Origin of the sequence: Pseudoalteromonas sp. HM-SA03 (assembly GCF_002289345.1) — a bacterium.
Classification (GTDB): Bacteria; Pseudomonadota; Gammaproteobacteria; order Enterobacterales; family Alteromonadaceae; genus Pseudoalteromonas.
Map to the genome: position 1 here is coordinate 1 of NZ_NSDG01000105.1, position 19311 is coordinate 19311.

General features: G+C 43.4%; 16 protein-coding genes. 4 read left to right on the forward strand and 12 right to left on the reverse strand.

Annotated features, from left to right (window positions below):
• Nucleotides 1–140 precede the first annotated feature (140 nt).
• Complete coding sequence (locus CKO50_RS20530) at nt 141–1688, forward strand: hypothetical protein (protein WP_095729671.1); 1548 nt, start codon at nt 141–143, stop codon at nt 1686–1688.
• Between the two features lie 83 nt (nt 1689–1771).
• On the opposite strand, the gene CKO50_RS20535 is transcribed toward CKO50_RS20530, so the two are convergent.
• From CKO50_RS20535 to CKO50_RS20550, 4 genes are all read right to left on the reverse strand, one after another.
• A complete protein-coding gene (locus tag CKO50_RS20535; protein WP_039493039.1) occupies nt 1772–2947 on the reverse strand; it encodes a mandelate racemase/muconate lactonizing enzyme family protein in 1176 nt (391 codons plus the stop codon).
• 8 nt (nt 2948–2955) lie between these two features.
• The gene (locus CKO50_RS20540) at nt 2956–3723 is read right to left on the reverse strand and encodes a class II aldolase/adducin family protein (protein ID WP_095729672.1); all 768 of its coding nucleotides are present in this window, start codon (nt 3721–3723) and stop codon (nt 2956–2958) included.
• A gap of 122 nt (nt 3724–3845) precedes the next feature.
• Nucleotides 3846–4169 (reverse strand): c-type cytochrome, encoded by a 324-nt coding sequence (locus CKO50_RS20545; protein WP_095729673.1) that lies wholly within the window; start codon nt 4167–4169, stop codon nt 3846–3848.
• Between the two features lie 72 nt (nt 4170–4241).
• A complete protein-coding gene (locus CKO50_RS20550; RefSeq protein ID WP_088531806.1) occupies nt 4242–4778 on the reverse strand; it encodes a DUF2058 domain-containing protein in 537 nt (178 codons plus the stop codon).
• Nucleotides 4779–4966: 188 nt separating this feature from the next.
• On the opposite strand from CKO50_RS20550, the gene CKO50_RS20555 reads away from it, so the two are divergent.
• Nucleotides 4967–6100 (forward strand): MFS transporter, encoded by a 1134-nt coding sequence (locus CKO50_RS20555; RefSeq protein ID WP_095729674.1) that lies wholly within the window; start codon nt 4967–4969, stop codon nt 6098–6100.
• On the opposite strand, the gene CKO50_RS20560 is transcribed toward CKO50_RS20555, so the two are convergent.
• The 4 genes from CKO50_RS20560 to proB all read right to left on the reverse strand — a co-directional run bounded on the left by CKO50_RS20560 (nt 6032) and on the right by proB (nt 9665).
• A complete protein-coding gene (locus CKO50_RS20560; protein WP_095729675.1) occupies nt 6032–6571 on the reverse strand; it encodes a prolyl-tRNA synthetase associated domain-containing protein in 540 nt (179 codons plus the stop codon). The two genes, CKO50_RS20555 and CKO50_RS20560, sit on opposite strands and share 69 nt — an antisense overlap.
• Entirely contained in the window at nt 6568–6963 is a 396-nt protein-coding gene (locus CKO50_RS20565; RefSeq protein ID WP_095729676.1) for a hypothetical protein, read from the reverse strand. Before CKO50_RS20565 ends, CKO50_RS20560 begins: the two co-directional genes overlap by 4 nt.
• 350 nt (nt 6964–7313) lie before the next feature.
• Nucleotides 7314–8561, reverse strand: a complete 1248-nt coding sequence (locus CKO50_RS20575) for a glutamate-5-semialdehyde dehydrogenase (protein ID WP_095729677.1) — start codon at nt 8559–8561, stop codon at nt 7314–7316.
• 3 nt (nt 8562–8564) lie between these two features.
• Complete coding sequence (proB, locus tag CKO50_RS20580; protein WP_095729678.1) at nt 8565–9665, reverse strand: glutamate 5-kinase; 1101 nt, start codon at nt 9663–9665, stop codon at nt 8565–8567.
• 571 nt (nt 9666–10236) lie between these two features.
• Between proB and CKO50_RS20585 the strand changes: the two genes are divergently transcribed.
• Nucleotides 10237–12108 (forward strand): sodium:proton antiporter, encoded by a 1872-nt coding sequence (locus CKO50_RS20585; RefSeq protein ID WP_095729679.1) that lies wholly within the window; start codon nt 10237–10239, stop codon nt 12106–12108.
• Nucleotides 12109–12453: 345 nt separating this feature from the next.
• Here the strand turns inward: CKO50_RS20585 and CKO50_RS20590 are convergent, their stop codons facing one another.
• The 4 genes from CKO50_RS20590 to CKO50_RS20605 form a co-directional block, all read right to left on the reverse strand.
• Nucleotides 12454–13092 (reverse strand): tetratricopeptide repeat protein, encoded by a 639-nt coding sequence (locus CKO50_RS20590; RefSeq protein ID WP_010378945.1) that lies wholly within the window; start codon nt 13090–13092, stop codon nt 12454–12456.
• Between the two features lie 242 nt (nt 13093–13334).
• Nucleotides 13335–14651, reverse strand: coding sequence for an adenylosuccinate synthase (locus CKO50_RS20595; RefSeq protein WP_095729680.1), 1317 nt, complete (start codon nt 14649–14651; stop codon nt 13335–13337).
• A gap of 339 nt (nt 14652–14990) precedes the next feature.
• On the reverse strand, nt 14991–16046 hold the full coding sequence (gene recA / locus CKO50_RS20600) for a recombinase RecA (protein WP_095729681.1): 1056 nt from the start codon (nt 16044–16046) through the stop codon (nt 14991–14993).
• A gap of 66 nt (nt 16047–16112) precedes the next feature.
• On the reverse strand, nt 16113–16604 hold the full coding sequence (locus CKO50_RS20605) for a CinA family protein (protein WP_095729682.1): 492 nt from the start codon (nt 16602–16604) through the stop codon (nt 16113–16115).
• Between the two features lie 24 nt (nt 16605–16628).
• Between CKO50_RS20605 and mutS the strand changes: the two genes are divergently transcribed.
• Nucleotides 16629–19220, forward strand: a complete 2592-nt coding sequence (gene mutS / locus CKO50_RS20610; protein ID WP_095729683.1) for a DNA mismatch repair protein MutS — start codon at nt 16629–16631, stop codon at nt 19218–19220.
• Nucleotides 19221–19311 lie beyond the last annotated feature (91 nt).

Consider the following 19311-nt stretch of genomic DNA (forward strand, 5'->3'; position numbering starts at 1 on the left):
CCATTGGACACCTCTAGTTGAGTGGTAATGATACCACCTAAAATAGTGTCCGGGTTTATTGAACCACAACACTAAGTGCTGTTGCTAGTAATACATAAGCACCATATGCTAGAGCTTCCCAATTTAAGCAAGGAAAAGTGATGGTAAAACTCACTGTTTTTGTATTTACGGTATTCGCCCCAATCGCACTTTCGCAACCAACAATTAATAATGCGCTACCTTTTCCTGATAAAAAACAACGAACAGAGATTACCACACAGCTATTTTCTGGAATAGAAAGCATAGATGCCATAACAATAGCACTGCGCAATAAAACCAGACGAATAGACTGGAAAACCTACAAAGCCATAGTAAGTAAACGTATCATAAACTCAAATAATTGGGATACCTTATACCGTGCCCTAGACAACCTACACTATGGAATTTTAAATCGTCACTCCTATTTGATAGTTGATGAAAAGGCACGCCAACAAGTCACGAACTTCCCTAAGTGGCCGAAGCTCGAAATAGGCTATACATGGCCTCAAATTAGCTTTTTCTCGACAAGAAACCAAAAGTCAATCAGACTTATAAACGAGCGTAGCGTAGGAGATTTGTTTGAAGAGTTTTTCAACTTTTATTGTAATGACGTACATAAATCAGGTTGCCTGCGGCTGTTCTCCAGTTACATGAAATCGGGCTACTTCTTCTCTGGTGGCCTAGATAAACTCGTCGTTAGTTACACAGATAACAGTTCAGATGTTTTTGTAAAACAGGAGCAACAAAAAAACAAGCAACAAGCTTCTTCTAAATGTTCAGAAATGTATTTACCGCTTGGCTTAAATTTGCTCTACGATGGCAGTCAGTCATGCCTATATGAAAGCGACGCTGCCTTTGTGCTTAAAATATTCTACTTTGGTAAATGGGGTTCTCACAGCAATGATATCTATTGTGACGAAGCTAAAGAACCAGGTATGTGCTTAGATATCAACGAAATAAAGCAAATTACACATCGCTCGCCGGCTAAACCCCTAATCGTAGATATCCAGAATAATAAAGGTGGTTCAGAAAATACGCCTTGGATCGCCGCTTTGACCCGAAATGGATTCAGAGACAATTTGGTCCAGTATCGAAATACACCGCTTTTGGCGAATAAAGAGATACGGGATAGTGCGTTTTACCAAAGTAAAAGAGCCGAACGTTGGTATCAAAATATTGTCGCTGACATCACTAGTCGTGATGACTTTCTGCCTCCTCGGCCTGACTTTTGCCGTGGCTCTGCCCAGTGCGACATTCGCATGATTGACTCGTCTTCTACGCCTATTAAATACGAGTCCTTAAAACTCGTAATCAATGCTGGATGCGTTAGCTCTTGTGATGATTTTATTTGGCGAACACGCCAGTATGCAAATGCGAAAACCTTTGGACAATTGCCGGCTACAGATGGCGCCTATGCCAGATTAACTGGTTACTTATTTATCACGAAAACAGGGAAGATAATTAATATTATCACTGGTGAAGGTGAGCACCCAGCAGGTGATAATGGAACTTTGTTACTGACTTATCAACTCCCTATTTCTAAAACAGTGAGCTTTGACGGAGAAATGTTGGAAGGAAATGCTAGCGTACTTGACAACTTATTGCCTGTCAGCAAACTGAACTATGTTAATTTGGAATTAGATAACTTAGTGAATGCCTTGCGTGATTAAAGCATCCGATTAGCTAGAACACGAAATACAGTGAAGCCGCTATATCCAAGATAGCGGCTTCACTGGTTTAAGAGCGTTCAGACCTACTTAATTTCCACACGGGCGGAGCGCATCACGATTTCATCGTTTAGCTCAATACCAAGCCCCGGTTCTTCTGACACTCTAAAGATACCGTTCTTAGGCTGTGGATCTTGCAAGCATAGCTCTCTGTTCCACTTTTTGATTGCGTAAGTATGATGTTCATGGATCAGGAAGTTTGGGATCGCGGTTTCCAAATGTAATGAAGCTGCGGTTGCTACTGGGCCGCCACAGACGTGCGCCTGAATACGGATATCAAAGATATCGGCGTAATCACATACCTTCTTAGTTTCCGTAAAGCCACCACATAGGCCAATATCTGGCTGCAGTACATCAATACTTTGATCTTCAAAATAAGGGCGAACACCCCAGCGATTATACAAACGTTCACCACCAGCGATTGGCACAGAGGTCTTGTTGGCTACCTTTGCATGTAAAGAGTGGTTAAGATAGTTCACTGGCTCTTCATAATACATACAATCAAATTCTTCGGCGATGTCTGCAATTTGAATAGCTGATGTCGCGCCTGGTAAGCTGTGGCACTCAAAAATAATGTCCACTTCATCACCTACCGCTTCACGTATTGCTTTCATTCTTGCACGGTATAATTTCATTTCCGCGCGCGAGATAAGCTTAGTTCTGTCGTAATAGGTGTTGCCATCTTTATCGTACTGAATTGGGTCAACTTTAACCGCATCGTACCCTTCAGCAATGGCTTTGTGAGCCGCTTCAGCATATTCGTGTGGTTGAACTAGTGCTTTAAACTCGCTATCCCAGTCAAACTGTAATTGCGAGGCATAGGTGCGAAGCTCAGGGTTCACTTTACCACCAAGCAACTGATAAACAGGTAGATTTAAGGCTTTACCTTTAATATCCCAAAGCGCGGTATCTATTGCTGACATCGCCGCATACACCACAGGTCCGCCACCTAAACCCCAAAAGCTTTCTCTCAGCATACGCGACCAAAGCAGCTCGGTTTGAAAAGGGTCATGACCAATTAAAAAAGCTTCAGCCATTTCTTTGATCATACTGGCCGCAGCGCTGTGACCGAGGTCGTATGCAAGCCCAGCTTCACCAACCCCTGAGATGCCTTCGTCGGTGTGAATACGAACAAAAACGGGTGTCCAAGCAGGTCTATCTGGACAATGAATATCGAAAACTTCGACGCGATTAACTTTCATGTTGACTCCTATTGAGCAAAGCTTGGGTCTAGGCGGTAAGCTTTACGAAGCATTGCGGGCCATGCTAATTGACCACCGGTGCTACCGCTATGCACGACATTCGCTTGGTTATATATGTTATCAATAATGGGTTGTGGTACAGGTACCGTTTGCTGTCCCGTTGCTTGAATCGCAACTTGAATTTCGCATGCACGCTGTAAGTCATAAAAACGCATAAAGGCATCACCTACCGTTGGTCCAACAGTTAAACCACCGTGGTTCACCAGCAGCATATGATTGGTTGTACCTAAGTCATCTTGCAAGCGTTTTTTCTCATCCATATTCACTGCTAAACCTTCATATCCATGATACGACAGTGATGGTAAGGAGAACATACTATGCTGACTCAAGGGCAATAATCCTCCCTCTACACTTGCTACTGCAATCGTCTCTTTGGTGTGGAGGTGGATAACACAATGCGCATCTTCTCGCACCTCATGGATTGCACTGTGAATAGTAAAACCCGCCGGATTAATCTTAAATGGGGTATCATCAAGAATATTCCCTTCGAGATCGACCTTCACTAAATTAGAAGCGGTGACTTCATCAAAGGTCAGACCAAAGGCGTTTACTAAATAATGATCCGTACCCGGCAAACGCGCCGACATATGCGTATAAATGAGATCTCCCCAACGAAAGTGCTCAACCAGTCGATAGCAAGCGGCGAGGTCAACACGCAGTTGCCATTCTTCTGCGCTTACTTTGTCTTTTAAATTTAACTGAGGTAATTCGAACATGGGGATCCCTTATTGACTCCACATTTAGATGTATAGAAGTCTAAAATAGCTTAGTTATATCTTCAACTAAAAACCACCGCGAACGGTGGTTTTTTTATTTTGTCTGTATCGAGCTTAGGTCGTTATTCAACTTTAGATAGATACTCTGCAATCGCATCGATTTCAGCGTCCGTGACATTGGCAACCATCGCTTTCATCGCAGCTGACATACCATTATTACGTTTACCTGATTTGATATCTTTCATCTGCGCCGCTAAATATTCTTTATTTTGACCGCTTAGCTTTGGATACAGAGGCATGATCGGTGCTTTACCTTCTGCACCATGACAGGTTTGACACATTTTTGCTGTATATAATGCTTTACCATCAGCAGCCATTGAACTTGCTGAACCTAGTGCGCAAATTGCCACCGTAGTCCCTACTAGTAGTTTTTTCATCTTGCTCATATCATTACTCTTTTTATTGACGGTTAACGTTGTAAGTCAGTGTAGACTAAAGTTTGACCTAAAGCCTAATCACTACCACATCAAATCATCTGGGACTTCAAAGTCAGCGTAAGGATCATCCTCATCACCTTGCTGGTTGTCCTCAACATGGAAAACGATATACTTCTCGTCTACCTCTGCAATCTTTCTAGCAGGTTCATCTTGTAGCACATAGAATTGCCCTTCTAAAACACAAATCGCTAAACGCCCCTTTGATAGCGCTTTTTGTGTTTCGGAATTAACTTCTAACTCCTTCACCTTATTTTGGTATGTGAAGTTAAAGGTCACATTACCGCGGATCTCATCTTGGTTATGGTGTTCTAAGATCTGCTTCACGCGAGCAATTTGCTCTTTATCTTTGAGCGTTTCTTGCTTCGCTTTATTTAGCTCTTCGGCACGCTTTTGCTGCTCAAGCTTTGTCTGCTCAATATGTTTTTGAAGGTCTGTTTGGTCGCTCGTTGCGCCTTTTTTCTTTTTCTTCTGCTGTTTACGCTTTTGTGTTTTTGCAACTTTCGCTTTGTGCTCAGTTGTTAGACCTGCTTTTAGCAACTGATCTTGCAGTGAACCCATCATGCAACTCCGTAAAATAGACTTTTCACTATTTTAACTCAGCAATTTCGATTGACCAGAGAGGAATCGGTCAATCTAATGTAAAACTACCAAAATTATTGTTGCGCATCGTGATTTAGCGCAAAAAATTGTCATCTAGTTTGCTTTAATTTAAGCTAACTCATCGAAATTAAACGCCTTATTGCTTAATGCCCGTCATTCATCTATTGCTTTGCTCTGTGACCATTTTTTTTGTGCTTTACGCGCCGCAGCCGCTGCTGGCCGAGTTTGCAGAGCAATTTAATGTATCGGCGTCAGATGCGGGCATGCTGATGTCAGCAACTATGCTACCTCTTGCTATCGCGCCAATCTGCTACGGATTATTGCTGGCAAAGTCCAACCCGCTACGCATTTTAAAATGGACCATGATGCTCTTGGCACTAAGCAGTTTAGCATTTGCTTCAATGACTTCGTTTTCAGGGCTTTTGTTTATCCGGTTAATTCAAGGGCTTTTATTACCTGCCGCACTCACTGCGATGACAGGTTATATCGGCCAACAATTTAGTGACTCGCAATTGAAACGCAACATGAGCTTGTACATCGGAAGTACCATAGCCGGAGGTTATTTTGGCCGCACCCTTGCAGCCAACTTTGCTGTCTGGTTTGAATGGCAAAGTTTCTATTACCTAAACGCATTATTATTGATTATATTGGCAGTTAACATTAAAGCCAGTAGGAATAAACCACCAATAATACAAGCCACCAAGGTCCGTGATTACTTAGCACCACTCAAGCAATCTCGCCTAGTGAGATTATACAGCTCTGTATTTTGTATGTTTTTCTGCTTCGCGGGACTACTCAACTTTTTACCTTTTATACTAAAGTACGACTTTAATTTAACCGATCCCAGTAAAGTGGGCTGGGTCTATACAGGCTATTTGATTGGTGCTTTAGGGTCTATCGTTACACCTTGGCTACAAAGTAAATTTCATTCTACCTGGCGATTTTTAGCTGTGATGTTCTTCATCTATGCTACAACCATTGCGCTATTGCCTTTTGCTTCTATTGGCTTTTTTGTCATTTTATTCACGCTATTCTGTTCCTGTATGTTTGTGATCCACTCTACCGCTGCACCACTAGCCAACAGTATTAGCCAAGCTCCATCAACCGTCACCAATGGCGCTTATGTTTCATTTTATTATTCCGGAGGCGTGCTGGGTTCTTATCTTCCAGGTTTGATTTATGAGCAAGCTGGTATCACATGGTTTTGTGCGTCACTTTTTATCGTCTGTACAGTAGGCTTCGTTCTGAGTTTGAGAAACACAGTTAACCCAGTGAAGTGAATGTCCAGTGACTTGCCAAAAGCGCTTTAGATCTTCGAGCGTTAACACCCAAGTTTTAGTATTCACTAACGGATGGCACTGCCATAAGTGCGCAGATTGCAGTTCACTATCAAGCCATAATTCTACCTGTTGCTCACGGTCGTTATGCAGTGTGAGTGCTGACACACAGCCTTGTTCCACCCCTAAATACTTCGCTAGTCTGTCCGTCGATGCAAAACCTAAACGCGACACCCCTTGAGATTTAGACAGCGCTTTTAGGTCGACTTGCTTATCTGCAGGAATAATAAAAAGAAAGTGTCGCTTTCCATAGTTATCTCGGAGGAAGAGATTTTTCAGTCGCGTCCCTCTTCTCTCTAACTTCAAGTTGTCAGCATCTAGACAAGTATGTAACGGTGGATGCTCATAATTGAGATAGTTGATATCTAACTGAGCGAGCCGCTCTGCAAGTGCACTTGGATTGTTTCTGATCACAAACACTTACCTCGTAACTGAACGCTACGCTGTCGCCAGTATACATCGGTAATTTTATGACCTGAATTACAGTAGTCCGCCTCAATCAAAGCCGGTTTTAATAAGGCGACGGCTTGCTCTTCTAGCTTGAGTTTTAGAGCGGGGGAATCTTCAATACGCTCAAACTCGGCAAAGCGTTTTAGTTCTCTCCTTGATATTGGCTTACTTGCATCCAGCTCCATTCGAGGTGTTGCTTGTACCGTTACAATGAAAGCAAATTCTTTATCACCAGTTGGCGAAAGACGCTTATGAAGAGATTGTTTTTCGATAATAAGTTCAGGCTCATCAGGCTGTGATGCACAACTCGCTAGCAGCCCAATAATGAGAATAGAAAAGATATGACGCAGAACCATAATTCGCTTAATTCGTTTTATTTTCAGTTCAGTGTAACAAAGACTATAAAAAAATAGCGAAATTTTTTGTCTGGGGTTGACGGGAATATAAAAAATGATTAAATTTCGCTTCGTCTATTGACGGAATGTGGGGCTATAGCTCAGCTGGGAGAGCGCCTGCCTTGCACGCAGGAGGTCAGCAGTTCGATCCTGCTTNCCGCTCTTCTTACTTCTTACTTCTTACAAAATTAACCCTCTAAATCGAAAAGAAAAAAGCCCAAGTCTTTCGACCCGAGCTTTGCAGTTACTTATGTCATTCTGTGTATACCACTGAGTATAATTCTTCCACCTACTCAAGCAGCGTCAGTTCATTATTCTCTGATTTGGCCTTCACCATTCACTAAAAACTTTTCGGTCGTTAGCGACTCCAAGCCCATAGGTCCGTAAGCATGCAATTTGGTGGTAGCAATACCAATTTCGGCACCTAAACCTAACGCTGAACCATCACTAAAGCGTGAGGAAGCGTTAACCATCACGACAGAAGCATCAACACCGCGTTGGAACAAATCAGCAGCCGCTTTGTCTTCCGTACAGATAACTTCGGTATGATGACTACCAAAGCGATCAATATGTGCAAGCGCTGCATTAAAATCAGCAACCTGACGAACCGCTATTTCAAGGCTCAAGTATTCTTCACCAAACTCGTCATCACTTAATTCAACTGCATTATCAAAATAAGCTACGGTTTGCTTACACGCATTAATTTTCACACCTTTTTCTGCTAATGCTGCAGCAACTTTCGGTAAAAAAGTCGGAGCGATATCTTGATGAACGATTAACCCTTCAAGCGCATTACATACACCAGTACGCTGCGTTTTACCGTTTAACAGAAGCGCCATTGCTTTATCGAGATCGGCCGCTTTATCTATATACAAGTGACATACGCCTTTAAAATGCTGGATCACTGGCACCGTACTATTCTCAGTAACGAAATTGATTAGACCCTCTCCGCCACGTGGGATGATAAGATCGATATACTCTTTTTGCTGCATCAGCTCCATTAACAACGCGCGGTCAGGATCCGGAATAACAGAAACCAACGCAGCAGGCAGGTTATGTTTTTCGAGCGCCTTATGCATCGCTTTTGCGATTTCTAAAGAACTCGCTAGCGCTTCTTTACCACCACGCAAAATAACACCATTACCTGATTTAAAACACAGTGCACCGGCGTCAGCGGTGACATTGGGGCGTGCTTCATAAATCATGCAAACAACACCAAGTGGCACTCGCATTTTGCTGATTTTAATGCCATTTGGTCTTACACCCATGTCTCTACGTGCACCCACTGGATCGTCCAGTTGAATGATAGTCTCGATACCTTCAGCCATACTTTCAATCCGCGCTTGGTTAAGCGTTAATCTATCTATCATGGCGTCGCTAAGCTGGTTATCACGAGCAGCAGCCAAGTCAGCTTCATTGGCTTTAATAATGGCATCGCTGTTATCACGGATCCCTTTTGCCATATCTGCTAACACCGCATTTTTTTGCTCTGTAGATAATAATGCTAACTGTTTCGCTGCTTTTGCAGCCTGTGATGAAATATCTGTGATTAAACTCATGTCTTATGACTTCTCCAATAATGCAATATCTTGTTCTGAAATAACGGGTCCGATACTATCTTGAATTCTTTCGCTGATCGGATTCTCTTCATATTCAGTTAAAAAGTTTAATAGGCAGCTACTGTAATTGGTGGTTGCTTTGGCTAAGCGCTTACCATCTTTGCTCCTCACGAGCACGGTATCTCCAACAGAAAACTCACCTTTTACTTCAGTGATTTCATCGCCACTTAACTGACCCACCACTTGATTTTCGCCTGAGCCATAATCGCTATCAACGACCAGCTCACCTTGCTCTGATGCCGTGTGAGTCATCCAATGCACCGCTTCTTGCATCGGTTTATCATAGGCTGTAAATACCGTGCCTGGATTTTTTCCCGCCAACAATAATTCAAAGGTTGTTTCTTCGAAGCCGTTAACAATATAGGTATCTATACCGTGAGACGTCGCCTTTTCAGCAGCTTCAATTTTGGTCTTCATACCACCGGTACCAACCTTACTCGTTGGACAACCTGCCATATCGTAGATTGCTTCAGTGATCTCTGTCACCTCAGAGATCAGCTCTGCATCAGCATGTAAATTAGGATTTTTGTTATATAAACCACTGACATCGGAGCAAATAATTAGCCCATCTGCATCTGCAGCCCCCGCTACCATTGCAGACAAATTATCGTTATCACCCACCTTCAGATCGTCTGTGGTCACGGTGTCATTTTCATTGATAATAGGCAGTATTCCATGATCGAGTAAAGTGAATATTGTTTCACGAATACTGGTATATCTTTCCCTGTCACGCAGGTCGCCGTGAGTCAGCAATATCTGCGCCGACGGGAAGTCAAAGAAACGGTCCCACGTAGCCATCATCTCGGTTTGTCCAGCTGCCGCCATCGCTTTTTTCACCGCAATGCTCGGCTGCTCTGAATTAGGAAATAAGTGCGACCCTGCTGCGACTGAACCTGAAGAGACGAGGATCACCTCGATACCTCGGGCTCGACAACGCACGATGAATTGCGCGATGCTGAGTAAATAGCGGGATCGACACCCATCTTGCTCTGGCGCGATCAACGCACTCCCGATCTTGATTACTATACGTTTTGACTGTTTCATCGACATAAATTCCTGCATTAAATTAACCACCCACTCACGAGTTGGTACTCCAAATATCTCCTATTAGAAGACAACAGAAAGCGCAATGCATCGACCAAAAAGTCGGCAAATAGATAAAACAAACAGACGTGCGACGGCGAAGACCTTAGTCCCATCATGTCGCCACACATGCTAAACCCAGACGCAGTAACAATCGTTAACTGGCTGACATTTCACTAATAGAAGATTGATTGTGACATCAAGTACTTAACCTTTGATGTCGAGCCGTTTCCAACAGGGCCACCATGGTTTGGTGCGGCCGGAAAGGCTGTACCGCAATGAATAATTGCGTAATGAGTAGATTGTGAATGACGGCGCGATTTACTCCACGCTTTGAACGTTTATTACCTTAACGTAAGCAAGGGTAAGATTGCAACCCTATCCCATGTTAATTATTTATGACCACCATAAATCAATTTTATAATACCTTATTTTCAGTAATTTATTCACTTTACCCTCATTCACGCTGTGTTATAACTGGATGCTAGCTATACTGATAAAAATGTTGGGATAATCCAACCGGGGAGAATCTATGTCAGCAATCTACATTGCAGGTATTGCAGTATGTTCTGTAATAGCACAATGGCTTGCTTGGGCCTTTAAGGTTCCAGCAATTTTGTTTTTACTTCTTATAGGTCTTGCTTTGGGGCCATTTAGTGGCACGCTGGACCCAGATTCCTTACTCGGGGATTTACTCTTTCCCGTCGTCTCACTTTCCGTTGCTGTAATCCTCTTTGAAGGTTCACTAACCCTGCATTTTAAAGAACTCAAAGGAATTGGTAAGGTTGTACGGAATCTTTGTTCTATCGGGATGTTGGCAACCTTTGCGGTGATAGCAACGACCGCAATTTTTGTGCTGGAGCTTAACTGGCAAGTTGCCGCCGTTTTGGGCGCAGTACTTGTCGTGACCGGTCCTACAGTTATTGCTCCAATGCTGAACGCCATGCGCCCAGACAAAGACATAGACCGTATTTTACGTTGGGAAGGTATAGTCATAGACCCAATTGGTGCACTCTTTGCGGTACTCGTATTTGAAGCCGTCTCTTTAGTTGGTGGCGAAGGTATCTTCACTCATACCCTGTGGGCGCTCGTATCAACACTTGGTGTGGGGATAAGTATTGGCGTCGCATCAGGTTACCTTACTACTTACCTAATAAGAAAAGAGTGGCTTCCTTTCGAGCTTCACAAGTTCGCCATTTTAGCGCTAGTGTTGTTTAGCTTTACGCTATCGAATCATCTGAGCCATGAGTCGGGTTTACTAGCCGTGACTATCTTTGGTATTTGGCTCGCTAACCAAGATGACTTGGAAATAGACTCAGTATTAGAATTTAAAGAAGATCTCTCAATGATCCTGATTTCGAGCTTATTTATCTTACTCGCGGCACGACTCAAGTTAGAAGATTTAATGCTGTTAGACACCGACGTCTTTATCTTTCTAGCTGTAGTATTATTTATTGCTCGACCACTGTCGATATTCTTATCGACGTTCAATACAGACTTACCGATAAAGTCTCGTATTCTGTTAAGCTGGATAGCTCCTCGAGGTATTGTTGCTGCAGCGGTAGGCTCAGTTTTTGCGTTGAGTATGACCAAATCACAGATAGCAGATGCGGATAAAATGGTGCCGCTTATCTTCACCGTCATCATTGTCACCGTGGTACTACAAAGCCTAACGGCAACGCCTTTCGCACGTCTTTTAGGAGTACGTAAACCAAAGCCCAATACCTTACTTATCATTGGTGCAAACCATGTAGCTAGAGCGGTGGCTAAAGGCTTAAAAGACCAAAATATTGATGTTTATCTCTCCGATCCCGCATGGGAAAACTGCAAGATGGCGAGAATGGACGGACTGCCTTGTTACTATGGTAACCCACAGTCGGAACATGCAGAGCGTTACCTCCCATTGACTAGCTTAAAGTCAGTGCTAGCGCTTTCACCTAACCGTCATCACAACGCTTTAGGTGTACAGTACTTTTCTCACTTACTTGGCGATCAATGTGTTTATTCGCTCAAATCATCCACTAACCACGCTAAGGCGAACAAAGATAGCGCCACTTTCCTTTCTCGCCAAATTTTGTTTGGTGACGAAGGTAATTACGCCAAGCTAAGTAGCATGATGGCTAAGGGCGGCAAAGTGAGCGTAACGCGGATCTCAGAAGAGTTTAAATGGGAACAGTATAAAGAGGTTAACAGTGAAGCAATCCCGCTGTTTGTACTCACAGAGCAGAACAAAGATGAGGAACCCATCTTGATCCGCCCGTTTACCTCTGACATGAAAAAGCTTCCAGAAGAAGGCGACCGCGTATTGGCGTTACAACCGCCTAAGTTAACGGTGCTTAAAGATCCAAATGCGAATAAAGAAGGCCAAATTGGTGCAAAGCTTAGCAGCCAGCAAATTACTTAACCTGAGATTTGGATAAGACATAAGCTAACTTTACGAGCTTTATTTAGAAGCAAGCAAAGCGGCGTAACTTACGCCGCTTTTACCTGTCACTCACAACTCATAGAAGTAATATCTATTGATCCAACGGAGTTAGCCTAAGCTCAGGTTATATAACCTGAACTCGGGATAAGAAGTAAGTTAATCCACTAAAATCACTAAGTTCAAAAGCGTAGTATCACTCTAGCTAGAAGTTATTTCTGAATACAAGGCAAATTTGTGCGTCAATAGCTGGCCTATTGCAAGCAAATTTAACGCAGTAGTAAGGGATAACNTGCTAGAGAACAAGTTGTTATNCCCAAGTTCAGGTTATATAGGCAATCTCGCGCGCTTTACCACGCTATCAGGCATTTTATTTGCCAATTGCCCTAGTGCTACCTGAATTCGCTTATGTAGCTTTTTATCTGCAACAGCAGAATGGAACAGCCATCGGTAAGCATCTTCATAATCTCTAGGGCTACCGTGGCCTTGATTAAACACATCTACGAGTCTTAATTGAGCGTTTAAGTTGCCAAGTGCTGCTGCTTCTCTCAGATAGGTTACCGCCATCGCTTTATCTTCTTGCACCAACTGGCCAACATCATAGTAACGACCTAATTGTTCAAGCGCCGCGGCAAGGCCCTGCTCTGCTGCCCTTTTCATATAATAAAGGCCAAGTTCAACATCTCTGTCTACACACACGGCATAAGCTAGCATGTCACCATAAAGAAATTGATACGAAGGCAGCGCCATAATTTCAGCACGCGCTTCAATATCTTTAACCAGCTGGCATTCATCCGCTTTAACCCGAGCAAGGTGTTGATTTTTTTCAATGAGCGCTAATAACTCCTGCTGCGTATACAAAGGTACAGCTTCGATTGCCTCTTCTGCAGATACTTTGCTCTGTATACTGAGACTTAAGGAAACACTCAATGCTGAAGCTGCAAAATAACGAAGTAAGTAATTCATCGAAGACCCATCAAAGTAAAGCTGGTTGTTTAACTATAGCAGGCTACAAAGGCAACTTACTTGCTCTGCAGCAACATCGACACTCAAATATGATTAAGCATTATTCACGCCAAAGTGAAGTCTAATTTTATCATATGAGCAAACATTCGCTTACTTATCGGCAGGAAGGCAAAAACTTGTAGGGTAATAGACACAAAAAAAGCTGCCGTAGCAGCTTTTTTCTGTATCAATCGACAGCAGGATTATTCAGCAAAAGGGTTGCGAACAATCATTGTCTCAACGCGGTCTGGGCCTGTTGAGATGATATCAATTGGCACGCCAGTGATTTCTTCTAGACGCTTGATATAGTTGATAGCGGCTTCTGGAAGCTGCTCAACAGAAGTTGCACCAAAGGTGTTTTCGCTCCACCCTGGCATTTCTTCGTATACTGGAGTCACTTTCTCGTAGCCTTCAGCAGCAAGAGGAGTCACATTAGTCACAGTGCCGTCTTCTAGCTGGTAACCAGTACAAATTTTCACTTTTTCTAGACCATCAAGTACGTCTAGTTTAGTTAAGCAGAAACCACTGATGCTGTTGATTTGAACTGCACGGCGCATTGCCACAGCATCAAACCAACCTGTACGACGTAAACGACCAGTTGTTGCACCAAACTCGTTGCCTTTCTCACCTAAATGCTTGCCAACTGGGTCTTGCTTGTCTTGACCGTCGTAAAGCTCTGTAGGGAAAGGACCTGAACCAACACGAGTTGTGTAAGCTTTAACAATACCTAAAACGTAATCTAAGTGTAGAGGACCAAAACCTGCACCAGTCGCAACACCACCAGCAGTCGTGTTTGATGAGGTTACGTACGGGTAAGTACCGTGGTCAATATCAAGTAATGTACCTTGCGCACCTTCAAATAGAATATGGTCGCCAGCATTACGCGCTTGATCAAGTAGTTCAGTAACGTCAACAATCATTGACTTAAGTACTTTTGCTACTTCCATTGCATCATCATATGTCTTCTGAAAGTCTACCGGGTCTACTTTGTAGTAGTTAACCAAGGCGAAGTTGTGGAACTCTAATACTTCTTTAAGCTTCGCAGCAAATTGCTCTGGATTGAAAAGATCGCCAACACGTAAACCACGACGTGCAACCTTATCTTCGTACGCAGGACCGATACCACGGCCAGTTGTACCAATGGCTTTTTCACCACGCGCTAGTTCACGCGCTTGGTCTAGTGCAACGTGGTAAGGCAAGATCAAAGGACATGCTTCGCTGATCAATAGACGCTCACGTACAGGGACGCCACGTGCTTCAAGCATGTGGATTTCTTTCATTAGTGCATCTGGTGCAAGTACTACACCATTACCAATTACACATTTAACGTCTTCGCGTAGTACACCTGATGGGATCAAGTGTAGTACCGTTTTCTCACCGTTAATTACTAGTGTATGGCCAGCATTGTGTCCGCCTTGGTAGCGAACAACTAAAGAAGCCTTATCTGTAAGTAGGTCAACTACTTTACCTTTACCTTCGTCACCCCATTGGGTGCCTAATACAACGACGTTTTTACCCATTGCAAATTCACTTAGAAAAAATTAGGCGCAGATTTTACCAGAAAACCATAGTCGAAATCACCCCAATTTGCTTAAATTTTCTGCTTTCAATAAGATTGATGATGTAAAGCATCAAGGCAAGTTACATAACTTGTTGAAAAGGTGGATTAATAGCTGAAAATCAAACAACGTATTTTATTTTTATATCAAAATAGCTGTATTGTTCGGATTAATCGATAACTATCTCTTTGTTATCAAAAGTAAACTTTTATAAAATGTAAAAAGCCCAAAGGTTAACCTTTGGGCTTTTTAAAATATAGCTCAAGCTTGCTGGCGAGCAGTTAAGCTTGAGTGGTTAGCCTATAGCTCTAAATCGTCTTCAACTTCAGCAAGGCCTTTATCTTCTCCCTCTTCAGGCATAATAACCGCTTGCGCTAGGAGCATTTCTCTCAACTTGCCTTCAATTTCATTGGCAATCTCAACATTTTCTTTTAAGAACTTAATTGAGTTTGCTTTACCTTGGCCAATTTTACTGCCGTTATAGCTAAACCAAGCACCCGCTTTATCAACCAGTTTGTGCTTCACACCAAGGTCTATCAACTCACCTTGTTTCGACGTGCCTTCGCCGTACATGATGATGAACTCAGCTTGTTTAAATGGTGGTGCAACTTTGTTTTTCACAACCTTAACACGAGTTTCGTTACCAACAACCTCATCACCTTCTTTCACTGAGCCGATACGACGAATATCAAGACGTACGGATGCATAGAATTTAAGTGCGTTACCACCAGTTGTGGTTTCAGGGTTGCCAAACATCACGCCAATCTTCATACGAATTTGGTTGATGAAAATACATAATGTGTTCGAGCGTTTGATATTAGCTGTAAGCTTACGCAATGCTTGTGACATGAGTCGAGCTTGCAAACCAACGTGTGAGTCACCCATATCGCCTTCGATTTCAGCTTTAGGGGTAAGTGCTGCTACCGAGTCAATAACAACCAAATCAACCGCACCAGAACGAACTAGCATGTCACAAATTTCAAGCGCTTGTTCACCGGTGTCAGGCTGTGACACTAATAACTCATCAACATTAACGCCTAGCTTTTCGGCATAGATTGGATCGAGTGCGTGTTCAGCATCAACGAACGCACATGTTTTTCCCATTTTTTGCGCTTCTGCAATCGCTTGTAATGTTAGCGTTGTTTTACCTGATGATTCTGGGCCATAGATTTCAACAATACGACCAGTTGGTAAGCCGCCGATACCAAGTGCAATATCCAGACCTAATGAACCCGTTGAGATGGCTTCAATATCTAGCGCCTTGTTCTCACCCAGTTTCATGATTGAGCCTTTACCAAACTGACGCTCAATTTGTGATAGTGCTGCGTCTAATGCCTTTTGCTTGTTATCGTTCATTTGCTTCTCCAATTCAGCGTAATGACACCTAGTATACTGTATGAAATTACAGTATCAAGTAGAATTTTATGATTTTACCATCGCTATAGCACTTTTTAATGTAAATTCAATAGCTTGAAGTCTTATTTCGGCCCTATTCCCAGTAAATACTTGATGAAATGCTTGAACCTTTTCACTATTCGCAATAGCAAACCATACAGTACCTACGGGCTTATCAACACTACCCCCACTTGGTCCAGCGATACCAGACACAGCAATAGCAACTTCAGCATGAGCGGCCTGCTGAGCACCTTTGACCATCTCCAAAACCGTTTGCTCACTCACGGCACCAAATTGCGTTAGGGTTTGTTGTGATACTCCCAATAATTCGTGCTTAGCTTGATTACTGTATGTCACAAAACAACGTTCGATATAAGCAGAGCTCCCCGGCGTATCTGTTAACGCATAACTCACCCCACCACCTGTACATGACTCTGCGGTAGTGATTGTTACGCCGTTATTCGTTAGAATAGCGCCCAATTGTGCCGCATATTCGGCTATCTCTTTGTAGTGCTCCATAGGAAAACCTTTTAGGTATCAACAATGTCGTCAGATCTATATTCAGAACACACTATAAACCAACAAACCCCAATGATGCAGCAATACCTGCGAATTAAAGCTCAGCATCAAGAAATCTTGCTGTTCTATCGCATGGGCGACTTTTATGAACTCTTCTTTGACGATGCCATCAGAGCGGCGCAGCTTCTCGATATATCTCAAACCTATCGCGGTAAAGCCGGTGGCAACCCAATTCCAATGGCGGGTGTTCCCTACCATGCAGTTGAAAACTACCTAGCTCGCTTGGTACAACTGGGTGAATCTGTTGCTATTTGTGAGCAAGTTGGCGACCCTGCGACCAGTAAAGGTCCTGTAGAACGTAAAGTTGTGCGTATTGTTACTCCAGGTACCGTCACCGACGAAGCACTATTGCAAGAACGCCAAGATAATTTACTTGCGGCGGTCTACCAACATCCAAAAAACTTAGGTTATGGCGTTGCCTATCTTGATATTAACTCGGGCCGATTCAATATTGTAGAACTACAGACTGACGAAGCTCTTAATTCCACGCTACAGCGCTTGCAGCCCGCAGAGTTGTTATATCCTGAATCATTTCAGAACCTTTTAGTGCTAGAAAGTATTAAAGGCAGTCGCCGCCGCCCGGATTGGGAGTTTGATTTAGACACTGCCAAACATTTACTTTGTCAGCAGTTTGAAACCCGCGACTTAGTCGGTTTTGGTGTCGACAATGCCAATATGGGTTTAATCGCTGCGGGTTGTGTCATGCAATACGTGAAAGACACGCAGCGCACGGCATTACCTCATATTCGTGCGATCACGCTCGAAAAGAATGAGCACGCAGTGATCTTAGATGCCGCGACGCGCAAAAACTTAGAGCTGACACTAAACCTCTCTGGCGGTGTTGAAAACACCTTAGCGCAGATTTTAGATAAATCTTCAACGGCCATGGGTTCGCGCTTACTAAAACGCCGCATTCATACGCCCGTGCGCGAACGCAAAGAGCTCAATGCTCGACTCAATGCGATTGCGAGCCTTATCGAACAACAACTATGCATGGAAGTTTACGATGCACTAAAACACATTGGCGATATTGAACGAGTCGTAGCCCGGTTAGCGTTATTTACCGCTCGTCCGCGTGATCTAACGCGTTTAAGAAGTGCATTACAAGCGTTACCGCCACTGCATGATATTTTACAAGATGCGACGGATACGAGACTTCAGTCTATCATTAGCCACTCACCGGCATTACCTAAGTTACAAGATTTGTTAGAACGAGCGGTTATCGACAATCCCCCTGTTCTCATTCGTGATGGTGGAGTAATAGCACAGGGCTACAATGCAGAGCTTGACGAGCTACGCGCATTAAGCGCAGGTGCCACGGATGTTTTAGAAAAACTTGAAGAAAGAGAGCGCGAACGCACAGGGATCTCGACATTAAAAATTGGGTATAACCGCGTTCACGGATTTTATATTGAGATCAGCCGCGCCAATTCGCATTTAGTGCCTGCGGAATACATTCGCAGACAAACACTGAAAAATAACGAACGCTACATTATTCCTGAGCTAAAAGAACATGAAGACAAAGTGCTTGGTAGCCAATCAAAGGCGCTTGCACTTGAAAAGCGCCTATATGAAGAGCTCTTTGAACTCATTGCTCCTTATATTGAACAATTGCAAGTCATGGCAGCAGCACTTGCGGATTTGGACGTATTAAACACCTTAGCTGAACGAGCTCAAACACTAGACTATTGCAAGCCCACGCTTACCGAGGGCACTGAAATTGATTTAGTGGATGGTCGTCATCCAGTCGTAGAACAAGTGAGTAAAGAACCATTCATTGCCAACCCAGTAAAACTCAACGATGAACGTAAAATGCTCATTATTACTGGACCAAATATGGGTGGTAAATCGACCTATATGCGTCAAACCGCGTTAATTGTGTTGATGGCGCATATTGGCAGCTATGTACCGGCAAGCGCAGCCACCATCGGAATTGTCGATCGTATTTTTACTCGCATTGGTGCCAGTGACGACCTTGCCTCTGGGCGCTCAACCTTTATGGTTGAAATGACCGAAACTGCAACCATTTTAAACAATGCAACCGCCCAATCATTGGTGCTGATGGACGAAATTGGCCGTGGGACAAGCACCTATGACGGTTTATCACTCGCTTATGCGACAGCGGATTATCTCGCCAGCAAAATTGCAGCAAAAACACTGTTTGCTACTCATTATTTTGAGTTAACCGAATTGGCTGAGCAGCAAGCCGGCCTTGTTAATGTGCATTTAGATGCTGTTGAACATAACGATACCATTGCCTTCAAACACACCGTGATGGAAGGGGCTGCAAGTAAGAGTTTTGGTTTACAGGTAGCAAGCCTTGCCGGCGTGCCAAAAGCGGTGATTAAGTTGGCGAAACAGAAACTCGCTTTGTTAGAGCAACATCAGAGTGTCGTTGGCGATAAGCCTGCTCATGTAGCTGCACCTGTACAACAGAACTTAATGCTTGCCAATGAGCCTTCTGAGGTTGAAGCGCTACTTGCAGATATGGATCCCGATGATATGACACCAAAGCAAGCTCATGCTTTGCTATATCAACTTAAATCTATGCTATAGAAAGTAAAAAGCGGCCAAAAGCCTAATGCTGATCAGTTAAGGCGTTTATCGGTTGACCGATCAAAATGATCATGCACAATCCGTAGTTAGG

Coding starts and splice junctions, on each gene's coding strand:
- proB (WP_095729678.1), bottom strand. CDS start 9,665: ATGAAACAGTCAAAACGTATAGTAATCAAGATCGGGAGTGCGTTGATC.
- mutS (WP_095729683.1), top strand. CDS start 16,629: ATGTCGTCAGATCTATATTCAGAACACACTATAAACCAACAAACCCCA.
- CKO50_RS20530 (WP_095729671.1), top strand. CDS start 141: ATGGTAAAACTCACTGTTTTTGTATTTACGGTATTCGCCCCAATCGCA.
- CKO50_RS20595 (WP_095729680.1), bottom strand. CDS start 14,651: ATGGGTAAAAACGTCGTTGTATTAGGCACCCAATGGGGTGACGAAGGT.
- CKO50_RS20585 (WP_095729679.1), top strand. CDS start 10,237: ATGTCAGCAATCTACATTGCAGGTATTGCAGTATGTTCTGTAATAGCA.
- CKO50_RS20565 (WP_095729676.1), bottom strand. CDS start 6,963: ATGGTTCTGCGTCATATCTTTTCTATTCTCATTATTGGGCTGCTAGCG.
- recA (WP_095729681.1), bottom strand. CDS start 16,046: ATGAACGATAACAAGCAAAAGGCATTAGACGCAGCACTATCACAAATT.
- CKO50_RS20575 (WP_095729677.1), bottom strand. CDS start 8,561: ATGAGTTTAATCACAGATATTTCATCACAGGCTGCAAAAGCAGCGAAA.
- CKO50_RS20540 (WP_095729672.1), bottom strand. CDS start 3,723: ATGTTCGAATTACCTCAGTTAAATTTAAAAGACAAAGTAAGCGCAGAA.
- CKO50_RS20535 (WP_039493039.1), bottom strand. CDS start 2,947: ATGAAAGTTAATCGCGTCGAAGTTTTCGATATTCATTGTCCAGATAGA.
- CKO50_RS20590 (WP_010378945.1), bottom strand. CDS start 13,092: ATGAATTACTTACTTCGTTATTTTGCAGCTTCAGCATTGAGTGTTTCC.
- CKO50_RS20545 (WP_095729673.1), bottom strand. CDS start 4,169: ATGAGCAAGATGAAAAAACTACTAGTAGGGACTACGGTGGCAATTTGC.
- CKO50_RS20605 (WP_095729682.1), bottom strand. CDS start 16,604: ATGGAGCACTACAAAGAGATAGCCGAATATGCGGCACAATTGGGCGCT.
- CKO50_RS20555 (WP_095729674.1), top strand. CDS start 4,967: ATGCCCGTCATTCATCTATTGCTTTGCTCTGTGACCATTTTTTTTGTG.
- CKO50_RS20550 (WP_088531806.1), bottom strand. CDS start 4,778: ATGGGTTCACTGCAAGATCAGTTGCTAAAAGCAGGTCTAACAACTGAG.